The sequence below is a fragment of the Apilactobacillus pseudapinorum genome (assembly GCF_040369555.1).
GTDB lineage: Bacteria > Bacillota > Bacilli > Lactobacillales > Lactobacillaceae > Apilactobacillus.
The window spans coordinates 179,235-198,803 of the sequence record NZ_BAABVU010000022.1; the positions used below are offsets into that span (position 1 = coordinate 179,235).

The following is a 19,569-nucleotide window of genomic DNA, read 5'->3' on the forward strand; positions in this document are numbered from 1 at the left end:
AAAAGAGCTGTCAATGACAGCTCTTTTTTTTATTTGGTATTTTTAGCATCTAATTGTTTCAAATGTTCTACTTTATCTTTTGATAATATTGGGAATGAAATGGTAAATATTGAACCATAGCCCGCAGAACTTTCAACATTAATTTGCCCATTATATGCTTCCACTAGACGTTTAGCGATTGATAATCCAAGTCCATTCCCACCTTGATTACGGCTTCTAGCCTTATCTACACGGTAAAAACGGTTAAATATCTTATTGATACTTTCTTGGCTTAATCCTTCACCAAAATCTTGAACGGCAATATCTACGTATCGATACTTTCTAGAAAGAGAAATATGAATTTCTTTTCGTTGTTTAGAGTACTTAACTGCGTTATCCAATAGGATAATCAATATTTGTTCTAAATGATTTCGATAGATTTGTACAATTGTTTCGTCATCAATATCATCATCTAAGATAAACTCATAATCTGGATGAATCATCTTAAAATCATTGTATTGTTGATGAACAACGTCTTGTACATCCGTAGTCTTATTACCATAGTTTATTTCGACTTGTTCAGCTCTTGATAAATCTAACATTTCTTGAACTAAGCTCTTCATTCTATTAATTTCATAAATAGAAGACTTAATAGATTCATCCAAAACTTCTGGATCATCTTTCCCCCATCTAGAAAGCATATCTAAATGGCCTTGAATTACGGCAACTGGGGTTCTTAATTCATGAGATACATCTTCAACGAATTGTTGTTGTTGATCAATATATCTTTGCATAGTGTCAATCATATCATTGAATAGATCACCTAAATCGGTTAACTCATCATTTTGAGTTAACTTAGGCACACGACTATCCGTTTCTGGAGATTCCTTAACACTATGAATAGTGTTAGAAATAATACGAATTGGTCGAAGCATATACGATGATAAAAAGTATGACAATGCAGCTGAGAAGAAGATACCAATTATAAGAATAACAAATAAGATTCCAGCTAATTTATTGATATACAAATTATAATCTGACATTGAATCAACAACTCTTAAATACCCAATTAGAGCGTGCATCTTATCAGATGAATAAATTGGTGAATCTAAAACTAAAACAGTTTTACCATCACTTCTGGTGATTACAGATTTTCTTGATTCTACAGGCTGAAATTTATAAATCTTTTTTGGTGACTTCTTTGATGAAAAGATTGGTTCTGATTGATTATTGTATACACTAACAACGATATCTTTACTGAATAAATTAGTGTAAATAGAATCAGAATATACGTTCATTGCCATTCCGTTATTAGGAGTAGCACCCTTTAAATTATTGTTAGGACTTAAGACGTCATTAACTTTTTCAAAATCTAAAGGTTGATTAACATGACTTAATCTACTAGAGATTGTTACATCTGATTCAACTGTACGTGCGTTTTCCTGATGTAATAAAACATCAGAAAATCGATTATAGATTAAAAAAGAAAAAATTGATAGGATAACAAAAATTATAATTGCTGAACCAATTGACCATTTCCACTTTAGAGAAAACCATCTTCGATTACTACTTACTGTCTTTGATACTTTATCATCATTGAGGGGTATCATGATCTCATCACGTAACCGGTTCCTCTAACAGTTTGGATATAGCTCTTTTGATCTGGTCTATCAATTTTGTTTCTTAGGTAACGAACGTAAACATCAACAACGTTTGTTTCTGCACTTGAATCGTAACCCCATACCTTAGTTAATAAAACATCTCTAGCTAATACAACATTAACGTTTTCCATTAATGTTAATAGTAATTCGTATTCACGTTTAGTTAAATCAATGATGTCGTCGCCGCGTTTAACAATGCGACTTTCTTTTTCTACTGTAATATCCTTAAAGTAAACAACTTTTTGATCTTCAGCACTTTCGTCACCTTCGATATCAATACGACGAAGTAAAGCTCTAACACGTGCTAATAATTCTTCAATAGCAAATGGCTTAACAATGTAGTCGTCAGCACCGTGATCAAAGCCAGAAACACGGTCAATAACTGAATCTCTAGCAGTCATCATAATGATAGGAGTAGTCTTCTTTTCACGAAGTCTTCTAGCAACTTCCATACCATTTAACTTAGGTAACATTAAGTCTAAAAGAATAACGTCATAATCGTTATTAAGAGCTTCTTCTAGCCCTTCACGACCGTCTAAAGCTACTTCGGTATCATAACCTTCATGCTTTAATTCTAACTCTACAAATCTAGCTAAGCTTTTTTCGTCTTCAATTATTAAAATTCGGCTCATTTAAGTACACCTCTCCATTTATTTTAGAAAATCTTAACTTACTTTGTATATTTTATCACAATTTTTCTCATAATAGAAGAGCATAATCCGAATATTATTATTAAAAACTCAACCAAAATGACTCTATTGTCGGATAAAATAAAAAATCGATTTGTTTAATTGATTATAGTTTAATATAAAACTAATAATAAATAAATAATTTTATATTTAAAATAAAAAAAGCTATCAGAACCCATGGTGTTCTGATAGCTTTTATTTAATTAGTTGTTTTCATTAACAACTTGTTTTCCATCATAGTATCCACAACTAGGACATACAATGTGAGGTTTACGTAATTCTCCACAGTTTGGGCAAGCACTCAAACTTGGGTTAGCCAACTTAATGTGACCACGACGCATACCCTTCTTAGCTTTTGAAGTTCTTCTTGCTGGTACAGCCAATGCAAAAACCCCCTTTTTATTATAAAATATCCACTAGTGAAAAAAATTTTTAAGTCTTGCAACTAGTTATCACTATCGTTAAAGAAATTCTCTAACTTAGCAAGACGTGGATCTACTTTTTTATCATTTGCCTCTTGTTCAGCGAAGTCGTCTTCTGAAATTACCGCCCAGTCATTACCTTCTGGCATTTCATTACTTTCGATTTCATCCGGAGACAAAATGTGCATTGGAATTTGTAGAATGATGTTATCGGCTACAGATTGATCAAAATCAATTAAACCGTCATCATCTACTAGAAAAGCAACATCATCTTCTCTTTCGCGTTCTTTAAGTCTAGCTTGTGTATCTACATAAACTTCATCAATAGTGAAGTCTAGTGGTAAATCAACAGGCTTTAAAGAACGCGAAGATGGTACAACTACCTTTCCTGTTACATGAGCGTTAACAATCACATCACCTTTTTCATAAAAGACATGTGCTTCAACATGAATGTCATCATCTGCAGAAATAACGTACTTGCTATATCTACTCATGATATCATCTGATAGATTAATGTCTTCACTAGTTGATAGTGGTTGATTCTTGTATTCGGAAAGTTCTTTTACGAACCATTTCATGTCTATTCCTCCTAATGCAACAGCGTTTATTATACATATTAAGACGTTAGTTTGTCAAGGTCATTTCCTTGATACCATCCCTTTTATTAATAAATAATTGGGTGTTTCCCTACATCTTGTTTTCTATTATTAATACTTTCGTAAATTTTACCAGCATTTACATCAAATTTTAGTTCATTTTCAGATAAATGCTTATCAATTTTAGTAATAATAGGTAGATTTATATCCTTTTTAATATGGTTTAAATAACCATTACCAACTTTGTTAAAAGCTAGTATACGAGCGTATTGACTACCTAAATCATCATCTTTTTTCCAATTTAGTAATGTGTAAACACATAACCTTCTAAGACGTGAATAGGTATATCTTTTCGATTTAATTAAATAAATAAACTCATCAAAAGTATTTGATTGATAAATAAATTTCTTAAATCGATATTCTAACCCCTCATTCATTTGATAAATATTTTCCAACTCATGAATTGAACTAGTTGTAACCTTATACTTTAACAATGGCCAAAAATCAGCCCATGAACATATTTTGTTAAATACGCTTTTATCATATGCAGTTGGTAAAAACTTAATAGTTTCATCAATTCGATTAGTTTCAATAGCATCCCTAATTGATGAAGCACTTGCCATTTTAATGTCGTGATTCAATTCCTTATCGTGATGATTTGAACCTTTACGGAGAATCGGCACTAACTGCATATGATGTTCCATACTGTTATTAGCAATTGCGTAGTTTAACGCTAACACATCATTGGGATCACTAATACGTTGTCCAGTTACCCCATCAATAGCTTCTCGAATCAAACCAGCATAGGATTGCTTGTAATCATTATTTACGAATTTTGAATTACTCAAGTCTTTTTTAGCTAATCCTTCGAAGTCTAATTCTGGATGTTCACTACCAAATGCTAACCATTCGCATTTAAAATTAGCTAAAATTTCTACTGCCTTTTGAGCAAATATATCGGCAGGTTGAACCGCTGATTGCACAGGCAATTCAAGGACTATATCGGCTCCATTATTTAATGCAATTTCAGCTCTTTGCCATTTATCAATTATCGCTGGTTGTCCTCTTTGGACCCAGTTTCCAGACATGACAATAATTACTATATCGGCTCCAGTCGTTTTTTTAGCTTGTTCAATCTGATATTTATGACCATTATGAAATGGATTATATTCAGCTATAATTCCGACTGCCTTCATAGTAACTATCCTTTCTTACATTTAAAGAACCATCTAGTGGTATCTTCACTAATCTCTTCATTACCAAAATTAGCAGATACCTCAATTGAACTAAAGCCAACTTTTTTCAATAGATTTAAATATGTTTGTAATTCATATGTCCTTTCGAAATGAGTCTCACTAAACTGATCATATGCATCGATGTCTTCATTGTAGGTGAAGAAAACTAAATCATGTTCAACTGAATGGTCATATTCACCAATGTATGATTGCCATTGAAAAGCATTTTCATCATCATGATAGTTATACATATAACCGGGATACACAACATCAGTTTGATATGGTGTAATCACGTCAAATAAAAATGTTCCATTGTCACTTAAATGATTTAAAACATTTTCGAATGTAGTCTGTAATGTTTCTAAATCTGATAAATAGCATAATGAATCGTCGAAACATGTAATAACGTTGAAATTAGGCAAGTCTGATAAGTCAGTCATATCACCTTGAATTAATTCAACTTTATTTTCTTTATCTCTAAGTCTTTCATCAGCTAATGTAAGCATGTCGTCGGATAAATCCATCCCACTAACCTGATATCCTTCATCAGATAAGAATGATAATAGTCTCCCTGTACCACATGCCATGTCCATGATGGATTCATCTTTAGTTACGTTATTTTTAACATATGATAACCATTTATCATACATTGTTTCATCAAATAACTCATCATAGAATTTAGCAAACTTTTGATAAATCATATTAGTCGTTTACCCAACTGTCGATATCAACGTAGTCTGCATCAGACCATAATTTTTCTAGGTTGTAGTATTCACGTTCATCTTCTTGGAATACATGAACAATAACATCCCCCATATCCAACAAGATCCATTTAGCTGTATCTTTTCCTTCAACAGCTTTAACGTTGATTCCAGCTTCTTCAGCTTTATCGGCAATTTCTTCTGAGATTGATTTTACCTGTCTATTTGAAGCAGCATCCATGATTACAAAGTAATCTGCCATTAAACTCACTTCATGTACATCTAATGCTACGATGTTATGTGCTCTTTTACTGTCTCCAGCTTTTACAAGTACTTCTAATTGTTCTTTACTGTTCATTATTGAACTCCTTATTATTTGATATTTGATCCGTTTACCCATGCATTATAAGTATCAATTGTTTTAGGATAAACTGGTTTATTTTCACTGATTAAAAATTCTAATGTGTGTTTAGTTTGATAAGCAACACCATCAGCTAAATCGTTGAATGTAATCTTTCTAGCTTCTTCTACTCCGGGAAAATCTCTTCCCATTTCAATATAATCGGCCATGTAAACGATTTGTTCTAGTTTAGACATATACTTAGCACCTGTTGTATGGTGCTTAATTGAATTAAGAATATCGATATCGGTTACTCCCAATTCATCTTGAACAAGTAAATATCCTACTTCTCCATGCCAGATGGCATTTCCATAATGCAATAGTAAATCATCCAAATGATATTTTTTGATGACATCTAAAAAGTCATCATCTGGTCTTTGTTTAGCATAATCATGACATAATCCGGCAACACTAGCTTTTTCTACATCTTCTCCATTTTGCTTAGCTAACTCAAATGCCATTTGTTCGACACGTAAAACATGTTCAAATCTAGATTGGGTTAATGCATCATCAAGTTTTTGAATTAATTCTTCTCTTGATAATGGAATATATTTACCAGTGTATGTTAAATCAATATCATTCATATAAATCATGCTCCTTTATATATTTAGCGACTACATCCGGAACCAAGTAACGAATTGATTGACGGTTCTTAACTAATTTACGGATCATAGTTGAAGAAATATCTAACTTAGGTACATCCACCCAAATTACTGGATATTTAGTAGTCATTGGATAGTTTTCTCTTCTGACACCAACAAAATGAGTTAATTTAAAAAGCTCATCTACTTTATACCATTTAGGTAAGTATTCAACCATGTCACCCCCAATTATAAAGTAATATTCATAATCGGGATGTATCCTATTTAATTCTATCATAGTGTTATATGTGTAACTGGTTGTTTGATTAATGATTTCAATCATTTCAATATCGAAATCATCATTATCGTTTATCGCAACATTAACCATGTTTGTTCTATCAGTAGCATCAATTGCCTCTTTATGGTCAATGTGTGGCGGAATAAAATCCGGCATGAAATATACCTTTTCTAAACCTAATTGACTGCGAACTTGTTCGGCAATAAACAAATGACCATTATGAATAGGATTAAAGGTTCCACCAATAATACCAATTTTTCTTTTATGATTTGATACGTTCACTTGACTTACTGTTTGCACTTTTTGATCATGCATGGTTAAAAACACCTCTACATATTTCTAACTTCGACAGAATAAATTTGGAATTTTTCTTTACTTGCAGGCAAGAATAGAAGCAAAGTCTTACCAATAGTTTGAACAACATTAATATTACTATTGCTTTCAATGTATTCTTGAACATCTTCAACTTCTAAGTCTGAGTTTTGTTGGATGTTAACTTTAATTAATTCTCTTCTGTGAAGAGCATCAGTAACTTGTTCCAACCATGTTTCATTTAAACCGTTTTTTCCAATTGAGAAAAGTGGTTTCATTCTATTAGCTTGAGATCTTAAATATCTTTTTTGTTTTCCTCTAAGTTTCAAATTATTACTCCTCTTTAAATCATTGCTTTTCTAATTAATACTGCTACACCTTTTGGTGCCCATCCAGCAACTACAACATCAGCTGGAACAGTAATCCAACCTAACCCTTCAAAAACTAAATCAGATTTTTGATTAGTTTTAAATTCAAATCTAACTAGTTCAGGGAAATCTTCAATTGATTCTGGACTAGGTGGTGTTAATAGTTCACCAAAATGTTTTTCATAAAATGCATCTGCATTTTCTAACTTGGTACGGTGAATCAATAAGTTGTTTTCAACATAAACTGTAAATCCATGTTTTTTATCACCTTGAACATAATCAAATCTAGCGACACCACCGAAGAATAGTGTTTGTGATGGATTAAGTTGATATACCTTAGGCTTAATTGGCTTTTGTGGTTGAACAATTTTTAAGTCCTTACCATTTAAGTAATGTGCCATTTGTTCCTTATGAATGATACCTGGTGTATCAACTAACTCATGACCATCTTCTAAATCAATTGTTATTTTATCCAAAGTAGTACCTGGGAATCTTGAAGTTGTAATCAACTCTTTAATTCCAGTGTTTTGACGGATGATTTGATTAATTAAAGTGGACTTCCCAACGTTAGTAACCCCGACAACATACACGTCTCGATCTTCTCTTAGCTTATTAATGTTATCCAATAAATCATCAACGGATTCATTTGTCTTAGCTGATACTAATTCAACATCAATCGGTCTAATTCCGGCTTCATTAGCTCTTTGACGTAGCCAGTCCTTTAGCTTAGTTCTCTTAAGAGAATTTGGAAGTAAATCAGCTTTGTTACCAACTAACATAATTGGATTATCCCCTACGAATCTGTGTAATCCAGGAATTAAACTACCATTAAAATCAAATACATCAACCAAGTAAACTATTAATGCATCGGCATCACGAATTTGATTTAACAATCTTAAGAAATCATCATCAGTTAAACTAACAGGTGAAATTTCATTATAATGTCTCAATCTAAAACAACGTTGACAGTAAATTTCACCTGTTTCTTTACCTTTTTCAAGAGCAGAATTAGGTGTAAATCCTAAGCCTTCTGGATCGTCTGTTTGAATTACAGCTCCACATCCTATACATCTTAGTTCTTCATCTTGTATTTGATTAATTTCTGTCATTAATATCCTCCTGCCAGTCTAAATCACTGAACTTCTTTCTTAACTTTTTCCATATTACTGATTCAATCATACGATTAGGCTTTGTGTTCCATGCATCAGATTCGATTAGTGGTTTTACCAAAACGCTTCGTACATTTGCGTTGTTTGAAGCCCATACGTCAGTTAACAATTGGTCACCCACCATGATAACTTGTTTTGAATCTAAATTATATTTTTTTAAAGCCTGCTTAATTCCTCTTGGAAGAGGTTTGCAAGCTCTAGAGATGAAGTTAAGCTTTAAACTTTCTAAAGCTCTCTTCACTCTATTATGTTTATTATTAGAGATGACAATCAATTCAATATTGTATTTCTTTAATTGATCAATCCAATCTCTTAGTTGAGGAGTACCATCTGGATTATTCCATGGAATCAATGTATTATCTAAATCACTAAAAACAGCCTTAATGCCCATATCCTGCAATTTAGATGGTGAAATACTGTATATAACTGGAATCATCCAAGTTGGTTTAAATTTAGTTATCATCATAACACTCCTCAAATTTATGTATTATGGGGCACAATTGTTGTGTCCCATATAAGAAAAAAACTCCCACCTACTTACCTTAAGTGGTGAAAGTTTTTATAAATTATTTAATAGCTTTCTTTGCAGTTTCAGCTAATGAAGCAAAAGCTTTTTCGTCGTTAACAGCTAAGTCAGCTAACATCTTACGGTTCATTTCAATGTTTGAAAGTTTCAAACCGTGCATTAATTTACTGTAACTTAGACCGTTCATACGAGCAGCAGCATTGATACGAGCAATCCATAATCTTCTGAAGTTACCCTTGTTTGCTCTACGATCACGGAATGCATATTCACGTGACTTCATAACTTGATCTTTAGCAGTCTTGAATAGACTGTGCTTACCTTCACGGTAACCTTTAGCTTCTTTTAAAACACGCTTACGACGTGCGTGAGTAACTGTTCCACCCTTAACTCTTGGCATATTTAAATCCTCCTAATTGTATGTCTTACTTAAAAGTTTTAATTAAAACATCTTTGTGTATTTGCTTGCTAATGTATCGTTTACCATGCTTGTACCACGTAGGTTACGACGTTGTTTCTTAGTCTTACCGTGGAAACGGTGACTTGTAAATGCGTTAGCACTCTTTAAACCACCTTTGGCAGTCTTCTTGAAACGCTTTGCAATTGCACGATTTGATTTAGTCTTTGGCATTGAAAAAATCCTCCCTTAATTTAACTTTAAGTATTATAAAATACTATCTAATTTTTATCGCTTGATTTAGGTGCGAGCATTAGGAACATACTTCTTCCATCCATCTTTGCTCGTTGAGTAACGCTAGCAACATCTGATGTAGAATCTGCCATTCTGTTTAAAACATCACGACCAATTTCCTTATGTGTGATGGCACGTCCCTTAAAGCGAATTGAAACCCTAACTTTTTCACCTTTTTCGATGAAAGTCTTAGCTCTTTTTAGTTTGGTATTGAAGTCATTAGTATCGATAGTAGGACTCAATCTAATTTCCTTAACACTAACTACTTTTTGCTTCTTACGAGATAGACGAGCTTTCTTTTGTTGTTCAAAACGGTATTTTCCGTAATCAAGTACTTTTGCTACCATTGGCTTAGCCTTAGGAGCAACAACTACTAAGTCAAGACCTGCAGCTTCAGCAATTTGCATTGCTTCGTCCTTTGTCTTAACTCCTAATTGATCACCGTTTGCACCGATTAAACGAAGTTCACGAGCTCGAATTCCATCATTAACCATCATATCGTTTGCTATGGTAATTCACCTCCAAGTTTATTAAAAAGCAGAAAAAAGCGGGAGCCCACAATTGAGCACCCGCTTTTGGTCCCTTAAAAAACATTTTAAGGGTTAAACCGATATCATGCCTAGCCATCTTTAAACGATAACTCAGGCGAGAAGCGGGATGCTTCTGCTTTTTCGTTATTTATATAGTATCAAGATATATGATACTTGTCAACAACATTTAATTATTTTTCTCTTGAGTAGTTATTAATGTCTGCTTGAATTTCTTTTACGAAATCATCAATGCTCATGTTTACAGTATCTTGTTCACCATACTTACGAACTGATACTTCATTAGCATTCTTTTCGTTTTCACCAACAACGATTGTGTATGGAATCTTGTTAGTTTGGGCATCACGAATTAAGTAACCCATCTTTTCATTTCTATCATCAACACTAGTACGGATACCTAGAGCAGCTAATTTGTCATTAACTTCTTTAGCGTAATCACCGTATTTTTCCATGCTAACAGGAATTACTTTAACTTGTTTTGGAGCTAACCAAGTTGGGAATGCACCCTTATAAACTTCAATTAGGTAAGCAATGAATCTTTCCATAGTTGAAACTAATCCACGGTGCATCATAACTGGACGGTGTTCTTGACCATCTTCACCAACATAGCTTAGACCAAATCTTTCAGGTAACATGAAATCTAATTGAATAGTTGATAGTGTTTCTTCATTACCCATTGCAGTGTATGTTTGAACATCAAGTTTTGGACCGTAGAATGCAGCTTCACCTTCAGCTTCAACATAGTCTAATCCTAAATCATCCATAGCACCTTTAAGCATTGATTGTGATCTGTTCCACATTTCTTCATCATCAAAGTACTTTTCAGTATTCTTAGGATCTCTGTAACTTAATCTGAAGTGGTAGTTCTTAATATCGAAGTCTTTGTATACTTCTACCATTAAACCTAAAACCTTCTTAAATTCATCTTGAATTTGTTCTAGAGTTAAGAAAGTGTGACCATCATTTAATGTCATTTCACGAACACGTTGTAGTCCTGATAAAGCACCTGATTTTTCATATCTGTGCATCATTCCTAATTCCGCAATTCTCATTGGTAGTTCACGGTATGAACGAATGTGGTGTTTGAAGATTTGAATATGACTTGGACAGTTCATTGGTCTTAATTCAAGTTCTTCACCATCACCCATGTCCATTGGTGGGAACATGTCTTCACGGTAGTGTTGCCAGTGACCTGAAGTCTTATATGCATCTAGGTTCATTAGAACTGGTGTAATAACATGTTGGTATCCGTTAGCTAATTCCTTATCAATGATGTATCTTTCAACAACACGTCTGATAGTAGCACCATTTGGCATCCAGTAAGCTAAACCGGCACCAACTTTAGGATCAACAAAGAATAGGTCAAGTTTGTTACCAATAACTCTGTGATCTCTTTCTTTAGCTTCTTGACGTCTGTTTAAGTCTTCTTCTAAATCAGCTTTCTTAAAGAATGCAGTTGCAAAAATTCTTTGTAGCATTGGGTTAGAAGATTTACCTTCCCAGTATGCACCAGCAACTGAAAGAAGTTTGTATTCTTTAACTGCCTTAGCTGAAGGTAATACAACACCTTCACCTAGACCAAGGTAATCTCCGATTTGGTAGAATACAACTTCACCATCTTTAGCCATTTCGTTAACTAACTTAGCTTGGTATGGATCACCATCAACTTGTTTTAGTGCATCATCTAGTGATAATACTTTTCTTTCAATTTTAACGTCGTCTTTTACCATTTTGTTAATACGTTCTTCTGCTAATGGTAATTCGTCAGCACTAACTTGGCTATCGCGTTTATCTGTATCAACAAAGAAGCCATCGTCATTTGCAGTACTTTCACCAAATTGAATGTTATTAAATTGATCTGCTAATGCAGCTTTTAATAATTGAGCAGCAGTTTGACGTAGTACCTTCAAACCATCTTCAGAATCTTTTGTAACGATTTCAATTTTTCCACCTTTTTCTAAAGGTAAATCAATATCAACCATTTCTCCGTCGATTTTACCTGCTACAGATTTTTTAGCTAAACTAATTGAAATTGATTTAGCGATATCTTCTGTAGTTACACCTTGATCAAATTCTTTAATGCTTCCGTCAGGAAACTCAAATGAAATTTTTGCCATTATTATGCACTCCCTTGTCTAATTTTCGAATGAAAACAAAAAACGCCCCCAGTATCTTAAGATACTAGGGACGTCTAAATAAACGTGGTTCCACCCGAATTCTACTCACATATATAAATACGTGAGCCTCATAATAGTTGATAACGAAACAACCCGTGTCAGAATTTTCCTCTGCCTAATAAATAAAAGTGGTAACTTCAATAATAATCATAGAAACACTTCCAGCAAATGTGCTTCCTCCCTGAATGTTAATTATTAAAATCATGTCTTTTATTAACTGTCTTTATTATCAATATTGTAACCACAATTGTCAAGAATAAATTACTAATTTCTATTGAGGTCTTCTATTTTTTCCAAATAAAGATACCTCTTTCGATAAGAAACGAACTCTTTGCATGATTCTCTTCGCCTTCAATGGTTCTTCTTCACCCTTGTTATTTACAGCAAGATGTTCTTTTTCGAACTGATCCATTGAAAAGTTTGAAGTAAAGAATGTGCTAAGTGCATTTTGCATACGATATTCAAGAATAACTCCTAAAATATCATCCCTAACCCATGATGACATTGAATCAGCACCAATATCATCCAAGATTAATACTGGTGTTTTCTTAATTGTATCTAGTTTATCGGATACCATGTTATTGGAAATTGCGCTCTTCATTTCAACAGCAAAACTTGGGAAATGTACTAAAGTCACCTCAGTACCGTTTTTAGCTAATTCATTTGACATTGCAGCCATTAGAAATGTTTTTCCAACACCAAATTCTCCATATAGATACATCCCTTGGTGCCATCCCTTAGGGTCGTTACTATATTCATTAATAAAATCAGTTACTTTAGCCATCGCATCTAAACGGTAGTCATTTTCATCCAAATCAAATTGACTTAGACTAACATTTTTGATGTTCTTAGGCATTGACACTGCATGAATTCTCTTCAAGATCTTATTTTGTTTCATGCTTTCGATCTTTTCTTTAGTAGGAACGTATGATATATCAATTAATCCCTTTGAAACTACTAATATGGGAGTGTATCCCGGAACATTAGTTGGTTCATTGTTGTTAATCTTATTTTTTTGTTGGACAAACTCATAAAGTTTAGAAATTGATTTTCTAACCGCATTTTCTGCTAAATTTTCTTTATTTTCGTCTAAAAATGCTTTTACTTCGTCATCCTGCAAAGCCAAAGAAACTAATTGGTCATATTTTTGACGATACTTAGGTTCATTGATTTTATTACTCATTTCTTCACTTAAGTTTCTCATTATTAACCCTCATTTCTATTGTTTTGCATTTGCTTAATTCTTTCTTGTAATGCTTTTTTCTTATCTGCATTAACTTTACCATAATCCTTGGGTTTATTATCTTCTTTTGCCCAATCAGGTAATGTTTCTTTTACCACATTTTTACGTTGATATCTCTTATTAGACTTAGGCGCAGCACTTGTCTTAGTACGATCTTTAATAAATTGTAATGCTTGTTCAGCACTCTTAATTTTATTTTGTGACCAATCATCAGCAATTGCTTCAAATAAGTTCCTATTGAGTCCTGAATTACCTAAATCGATTAATATGTGATAAGTAATCATGTTAATCACTTCAGAACTAAGGATTTGTCTTTCAACAACACTACTAATGATTCTTTCTTCGTTACTGTGAACATATCCACCCTTAGCTCGTTTTAATGAATTTAAAAATTCCATTGGTGAATATTGACGCATTGATTTAACAAGCTTATTTTCCATTTCGTTTAAATTAACATTAGTATTTTGCTTGTTATTAACATTGTTACTGGAGTTTTCTTGTTTTCTATTGGAAGTAGTATTTTGGAATCTTCTAGAAACAATTACTTTAAACTTCTTCGGATCAAACACGTTATTAGCAACATTAGTAGATTGTTCAATTAATCTAGCTGTCGTGATTTCATCAATACCAAACAATTCATGCTCTGTATTAATTAAATTAATGTTTTTCTTTACGTCAGTAATATTTACAAATGATTGGCTCAAAATATCTAGTAACAAGTTAAAGTCGAAATCGTCACTCTTAGGTAAATCAACAACTTCACTACTACCAACATTTGATGATAAGTTATTCTTGATATTTTTAATTACATCAGGTGTATCTTTAATCTCACTATCTTTAATTTTAAACACTTGAAGAAAGTTTTGTGAGATATCTTCGTAATCTTCAAGATTTATTGTTTCTGTTTTTAATTGTTCAAAGATATCTAAATATCTGTACTCACCAATAATTTGTAATAGTGAAACACTCAATAAATCATCCATGAAGAATTTGGTAGCTTCTAATGGACTAACCAATTGATAAACAAAACTTTCGTTGTCATCTTTTCTTTTTACAAACGTCTTTATTAATCCAACGGCTTCGAGTTTGGTTCTAGCATCTAAAATCGATTTAATATCTGAATTTAAATACGTAAGTAGTTCAACATGGTTATGTTCTTTTAACGGGTTCTTTTCTTGGCTCATTCGCCATAAGACATTAATTAATGTGTACGCCAAAGAACCCACAATTGGCTGGTACAAAATATCAAGAGATTCTCTTTGTGTATCAGATAATTGTGAGTCATTAGTTAGTATAAATTTGGATTGCGGATTAATTTCTAACCATTTCTCGGTCATACATATTCCCCACTACTTTTTATTTTTGTGATCTTTATCTAAAACTTCTTTTAATTCGTTGTAGAAAACGGTCATATCCTTAAATTGACGATAAACACTCGCAAATCTAATGTAGGCAATGTCATCAACATTAACTAGTTCCTTCATCACATATTCACCAATTAATTGACTTGATACTTCGTTTTCACCCAATGATCTAATTTGATTTTCTACTTTATCAGCGATAGATGTCATGGCATCCATAGGTACCGGACGTTTTTCAGCAGATCTGATTATCCCACGGAGGATCTTTTCATGATTAAATTCTTCACGATTACCATTGTTTTTAATTACTAGTAATGGTGTTTGTTCGATTCTTTCAAATGTTGTATATCTGTAATTACAATTTTCGCATTCGCGTCGACGTCTAATCACTTGGCCATTTTCTGCTGGTCGACTATCAACAACTCTGGAAGAGTTTTTATGACAATGAGGACATTGCATATTATCGTTCACCTCAGTTAATCTATATTATTAAATAATTTTACCACTTGAGAGCGTGTTTGCATAATACTACCGTTACTATCAATAACATCGTTAGACAATTGTTCTTTAATATTTAAAGGCCATTGACTATTAATTCTTTTTAGCGCCTCTTCTTTGGTTAAATTATCTCTACTCATTAATCTCTCAATTTGTTTATCTTGATCACATGACACGGTGATTATTCTATCACAAACGAAATGATATCCATTTTCAAATAAAGTGGGTGCGTCTAAAATCACAATTGATTCTTTGGACGAATTAATTTTACTATATATTTCACTACGGATAAACGGATCAATAATTCTGGTTAACTCTACAAGTTGCTTTTTATCTGAGAAAACAATTTGTGCTAATTTGGTTCTATTTAACTCACCATTAGATAATAAAATATCTGGACCAAAAAAGGCAGCAATAGCTTTTAGCCCTTCGCTGCCTTTTGATTGGACATGGTGAGTAATTAAATCAGCATCAATAATTTGATATCCGCAACTTAATAAGTATTGAGAAACAGTGGATTTGCCTGTCGCAATCCCACCAGTTAATCCAATTACTCTAGTCATATTTATTCAACCACTTTTCTTTGGCAATTTGGACAATAAGTTGTTCCTCTTTGAGCAACTTTTATCTTTTCCAATAGTGTATCACATCTTTCACAAGGTTCGCCCTTACGTCCATAAACATGTAGATGGTTTTGGAACTGTCCTGCTTCCCCAAACGCATTGGAGTATGAATGAACAGTAGTTCCATGTCCCTTAATAGCCATTTTAATTTCAGCAATAATATTCTTTCTTAATGCTTCAATTTCTTCATCGGTAATTAAGTTCGTTTGTGTTTCTGGATGAATTGATGTTAACCAAAGAACTTCATCACAGTAAATATTACCTAATCCGGCAATATTACTTTGATTTAATAGGAATGGTTTAATTTTTCCTCTAGCTTTATTCATGATTGATTTCATGTAATCAAAAGTTAAAGTTTCATCAGTTGGTTCTGGACCAATAGTACCTAGTCCGGATAATGTCTTTTCATCCCCATTTTTTACTAAGTACATACGACCAAATTTTCGACTGTCTTTATATCTTAGTTCACGATCATCATCTAAATGGAAAATAATATGAGTGTGTTTGGTTGGTTCAGTTCCATCTGGTTCAACATCATACTTTCCTTCCATTCTCAAATGAGAAACAAGGGTCATATCATTATCAAATCTAAACAATAGATATTTACCACGACGATCAATTCGAATGATTTGATGTTTTTGTAGTACGTCTTTGAATTCCTTTTCAGAAACATTAATCATTTTTGGATATAAAACATCAATAGTATTAACTTTAGCACCCTCTACTAATTGGGTAAGCCCTCTTCTAACAGTTTCAACTTCAGGTAATTCAGGCATCTTTCTAACCTCACTTAAATTATTTCAAGCTGTACCAACTATTCCCATAATGACTTTTTACGTTTAATGGGACGTTTAATTTCACAGCAGAGTCCATTACTTTAGGAACTAACTCTTCTAAAATTTCAATTTCTTCGCTAGGTGCTTCAAAAATCAATTCATCATGAACTTGAAGTAACATCTTAGCTTTTAAATTACGTTTTTCTAGTTCTTGTTCCATTTTAATCATCGCAATTTTGATAATATCAGCAGCACTACCTTGAATTGGTGAATTCATAGCAGTTCTTTCTGCAAATGATCTTAAATTAAAGTTCTTAGCATTAATATCTGGCAGATATCTACGACGATGTAAGATAGTTTCAACATACCCTTTTTCTCTTGCACTGTTGACGCTATCTTCCATGTATTTTTTAACCCCTGGATATTCATCAAAATACTTTTCAATGAATTCTTTAGCATCATTTCTACTAATTCCAGTATTTTTGGCCAATCCAAAATCTGATATTCCGTAGACAATTCCAAAATTAACAGCCTTTGCTTGTCTTCTATATTCTGGAGTAACCTCACTATTATCGGATAATCCAAATATTCTTCTTGCAGTAGAAGCATGAATATCATCATTATGGATAAATTCATCTTGCATATTCTTATCTCCAGAAATAGAAGCTAATACACGTAGCTCAATTTGGGAATAATCTGATGAAAAGATTTGCCAATTACTTTCACTAGGGATGAAAGCTTGTCTAATCTTACGTCCTTCTTCTGTTCTAACTGGAATATTTTGCAAGTTAGGATCAACAGAAGATAATCTACCTGTTTGCGTAAGTGTTTGCAAGTATCTTGTATGGACTTTATTATCAACGTGAATATCTGACAATAATCCTTCGACATAAGTGGATAAAATTTTAGAATATTTGCGGTATTCCAATACTTTTTCTACAATTGGATAATCTGGTGCTAATTGTTCCAAAACACCTACCGCAGTAGAATAACCAGTTTTAGTTTTCTTAACTACTGGTAATTGCATCTTATCAAATAAAATTTCTCCTAATTGTTTAGGAGAAGCAATGTTGAATTCTTCACCTGCATCATTATAAATTGATTGCTTAATCTCCAACAGTTTTTCGGAAATTTTTGATTTCATTGAAATTAAGATGTCTTTATTAATTACAACTCCCGCTATTTCCATTCGTGCTAAAACAAATGATAATGGTAATTCAACATCTCTATATAAGTCTAATTGATCATTTGATTTCAATTCATCAAACAACTTATCTTTTAAGCTATTAATCGCATTAACTTTTCGAGCGAAATGGTCAAACAAAATATCATCATCAGGAATTGCTCGCTTAGCACCTTTTCCATAAACATCCTCGTCAGATTGAACATCAAAATAATCATGGCGATTAGCTACTTTTCCTAAATCATAACTATTATCGTTAGTATCTAATAGATAAGATGCTAAAAGTAAATCGAAATCGACATTGTTTAATTTAATACCTAGCCTATTTAATCCGACGTATGTTCGCTTACCATCAAACACATTTTTACTGATTTTATCACTTTCAAGTAAAGCTTTTAAATTGTCATCCATTAATAATTCGATGTCTCTTGAAATGTAGTTAATTTCATCGACTTTCATCGCAAATCCAATATAATCCGCCGTATGATAGTTATCTCCATCAATTCCGAGGTAAAAACTTACGTTTGAACCATCTTTAACATCAATTTCTTTGGCATTATCCGAGTTTAATTCAACGAATTCAACTTTATCCATTGTTTCAACTTGATCAGCACTCATTTCGCTTAAGAACTTTCTAAAGTTCATTTCACGATAGAAATTAATCAAATCTTCAATATGGTCACCATCATAAACAGTATCGTCTACAGTTATTTCAATAGGTGCATCCCGATTAATAGTGGCTAATTTTTTTGCTAAAAATGCATTTTCTTTATCTTCAGTTAAATGTTCTAGTAACTTCTTACCACTAACTTCATCTAAATGTTCATATAGATTTTCAACACTACCAAATTGAGTAACTAGTTTTAAGGCAGTCTTGTCACCAACTCCAGTTACACCGGAATAATTATCAGAAGAATCACCCTTTAGCGCTTTCCAATCAATGATTTGTGCAGGTGTAATCCCCATTGTTTCTTTAACATAATCAGTGTCGTATCTTACAACTCCAGAAACTCCACGATTTGAAATAGATACAGTTGTTTTATCTGAACATAATTGAGTTAAATCATTATCACCAGTTACGATCGTTGTTTCAAATCCTAGTTGATCTGCTTCCTTTGATAAAGTTCCAATAATATCGTCGGCTTCGTAATTATTTAATTGATAATATTTAATTCCACGATTTTTTAGTAATTTTTTTACATAATCAAATTGTTCTCTTAATTCATCCGGAGTCTTATCACGTCCAGCTTTATAATCAGAATACATTTCAGTTCTAAATGTAGTTTTTCCAGCATCAAAAGCAACCAAAACATTAGTTGGTTTAAATTTATCTAGCATGATGTTTAACATATTGTTAAACCCAAAAACTGCATTAGTATGTATACCTTCGTTATTAACGAAACTGTTAACCTGATTAATTAAAGCAAAGAATGCTTTATAGGTTATACTGTTTCCGTCGATCAATAATAATCTTTTCTCAGACATATAATTCTCCTTATCGTTTTCGATAATTTAATTTTAACATGTACATATAC

22 protein-coding genes and 1 other annotated feature are annotated in these 19,569 nt (G+C 32.7%); all 22 genes read right to left on the minus strand.

Annotated elements, in window-relative coordinates; all coding sequences use genetic code 11:
* Positions 1-29 precede the first annotated feature (29 nt).
* Positions 30-1,589 (minus strand): HAMP domain-containing sensor histidine kinase, encoded by a 1,560-nt coding sequence (locus tag ABWU86_RS04690; RefSeq protein ID WP_293792679.1) that lies wholly within the window; start codon positions 1,587-1,589, stop codon positions 30-32.
* A complete protein-coding gene (locus ABWU86_RS04695; protein WP_053949977.1) occupies positions 1,586-2,272 on the minus strand; it encodes a response regulator transcription factor in 687 nt (228 codons plus the stop codon). The genes ABWU86_RS04690 and ABWU86_RS04695 overlap by 4 nt, the downstream gene beginning before the upstream one ends.
* A 260-nt stretch (positions 2,273-2,532) precedes the next feature.
* A complete protein-coding gene (gene rpmF / locus ABWU86_RS04700; RefSeq protein WP_053949976.1) occupies positions 2,533-2,712 on the minus strand; it encodes a 50S ribosomal protein L32 in 180 nt (59 codons plus the stop codon).
* Between the two features lie 62 nt (positions 2,713-2,774).
* Positions 2,775-3,329 carry a YceD family protein gene (locus tag ABWU86_RS04705; RefSeq protein WP_293792675.1) on the minus strand — a complete coding sequence of 185 codons (555 nt, stop codon included), beginning with the start codon at positions 3,327-3,329 and terminating at the stop codon, positions 2,775-2,777.
* 86 nt (positions 3,330-3,415) lie between these two features.
* Positions 3,416-4,543: a nucleotidyltransferase gene (locus ABWU86_RS04710; RefSeq protein WP_293792673.1), complete on the minus strand. Its 1,128-nt coding sequence runs from the start codon at positions 4,541-4,543 to the stop codon at positions 3,416-3,418.
* Positions 4,544-4,548: 5 nt separating this feature from the next.
* Positions 4,549-5,283, minus strand: coding sequence for a class I SAM-dependent DNA methyltransferase (locus ABWU86_RS04715; RefSeq protein WP_293792672.1), 735 nt, complete (start codon positions 5,281-5,283; stop codon positions 4,549-4,551).
* A 1-nt stretch (position 5,284) separates the two neighbouring features.
* Positions 5,285-5,641, minus strand: coding sequence for a ribosome silencing factor (gene rsfS, locus ABWU86_RS04720; RefSeq protein ID WP_293792670.1), 357 nt, complete (start codon positions 5,639-5,641; stop codon positions 5,285-5,287).
* Between the two features lie 14 nt (positions 5,642-5,655).
* Positions 5,656-6,267, minus strand: coding sequence for a bis(5'-nucleosyl)-tetraphosphatase (symmetrical) YqeK (yqeK, locus tag ABWU86_RS04725; protein WP_293792669.1), 612 nt, complete (start codon positions 6,265-6,267; stop codon positions 5,656-5,658).
* On the minus strand, positions 6,260-6,877 hold the full coding sequence (locus tag ABWU86_RS04730; protein WP_293792668.1) for a nicotinate-nucleotide adenylyltransferase: 618 nt from the start codon (positions 6,875-6,877) through the stop codon (positions 6,260-6,262). The genes yqeK and ABWU86_RS04730 overlap by 8 nt, the downstream gene beginning before the upstream one ends.
* Positions 6,878-6,891: 14 nt before the next feature.
* A complete protein-coding gene (gene yhbY, locus ABWU86_RS04735) occupies positions 6,892-7,203 on the minus strand; it encodes a ribosome assembly RNA-binding protein YhbY (RefSeq protein WP_293792667.1) in 312 nt (103 codons plus the stop codon).
* A 14-nt stretch (positions 7,204-7,217) separates the two neighbouring features.
* On the minus strand, positions 7,218-8,351 hold the full coding sequence (gene yqeH / locus ABWU86_RS04740) for a ribosome biogenesis GTPase YqeH (protein ID WP_293792665.1): 1,134 nt from the start codon (positions 8,349-8,351) through the stop codon (positions 7,218-7,220).
* Entirely contained in the window at positions 8,338-8,874 is a 537-nt protein-coding gene (locus ABWU86_RS04745; protein ID WP_053949967.1) for a YqeG family HAD IIIA-type phosphatase, read from the minus strand. Before ABWU86_RS04745 ends, yqeH begins: the two co-directional genes overlap by 14 nt.
* Before the next feature lie 103 nt (positions 8,875-8,977).
* On the minus strand, positions 8,978-9,334 hold the full coding sequence (gene rplT / locus ABWU86_RS04750; RefSeq protein WP_034531196.1) for a 50S ribosomal protein L20: 357 nt from the start codon (positions 9,332-9,334) through the stop codon (positions 8,978-8,980).
* A gap of 42 nt (positions 9,335-9,376) precedes the next feature.
* Positions 9,377-9,565 (minus strand): 50S ribosomal protein L35, encoded by a 189-nt coding sequence (rpmI, locus tag ABWU86_RS04755; protein ID WP_034531197.1) that lies wholly within the window; start codon positions 9,563-9,565, stop codon positions 9,377-9,379.
* A gap of 47 nt (positions 9,566-9,612) precedes the next feature.
* Positions 9,613-10,122 (minus strand): translation initiation factor IF-3, encoded by a 510-nt coding sequence (gene infC, locus ABWU86_RS04760; protein WP_053949966.1) that lies wholly within the window; start codon positions 10,120-10,122, stop codon positions 9,613-9,615.
* A 38-nt stretch (positions 10,123-10,160) separates the two neighbouring features.
* Positions 10,161-10,300: a sequence feature (ribosomal protein L20 leader region), on the minus strand.
* Between the two features lie 46 nt (positions 10,301-10,346).
* Positions 10,347-12,290, minus strand: a complete 1,944-nt coding sequence (thrS, locus tag ABWU86_RS04765; protein WP_293792629.1) for a threonine--tRNA ligase — start codon at positions 12,288-12,290, stop codon at positions 10,347-10,349.
* Positions 12,291-12,621: 331 nt separating this feature from the next.
* Positions 12,622-13,554, minus strand: a complete 933-nt coding sequence (gene dnaI / locus ABWU86_RS04770) for a primosomal protein DnaI (protein ID WP_353321672.1) — start codon at positions 13,552-13,554, stop codon at positions 12,622-12,624.
* A gap of 2 nt (positions 13,555-13,556) precedes the next feature.
* A complete protein-coding gene (locus ABWU86_RS04775) occupies positions 13,557-14,930 on the minus strand; it encodes a replication initiation and membrane attachment family protein (protein ID WP_293792624.1) in 1,374 nt (457 codons plus the stop codon).
* 12 nt (positions 14,931-14,942) lie between these two features.
* The gene (gene nrdR, locus ABWU86_RS04780; RefSeq protein WP_293792622.1) at positions 14,943-15,413 is read right to left on the minus strand and encodes a transcriptional regulator NrdR; all 471 of its coding nucleotides are present in this window, start codon (positions 15,411-15,413) and stop codon (positions 14,943-14,945) included.
* Between the two features lie 17 nt (positions 15,414-15,430).
* A complete protein-coding gene (gene coaE, locus ABWU86_RS04785) occupies positions 15,431-16,015 on the minus strand; it encodes a dephospho-CoA kinase (protein ID WP_293792620.1) in 585 nt (194 codons plus the stop codon).
* Between the two features lie 2 nt (positions 16,016-16,017).
* A complete protein-coding gene (mutM, locus tag ABWU86_RS04790; RefSeq protein WP_293792618.1) occupies positions 16,018-16,851 on the minus strand; it encodes a bifunctional DNA-formamidopyrimidine glycosylase/DNA-(apurinic or apyrimidinic site) lyase in 834 nt (277 codons plus the stop codon).
* A 19-nt stretch (positions 16,852-16,870) separates the two neighbouring features.
* Entirely contained in the window at positions 16,871-19,519 is a 2,649-nt protein-coding gene (gene polA / locus ABWU86_RS04795) for a DNA polymerase I (RefSeq protein ID WP_293792616.1), read from the minus strand.
* Positions 19,520-19,569 lie beyond the last annotated feature (50 nt).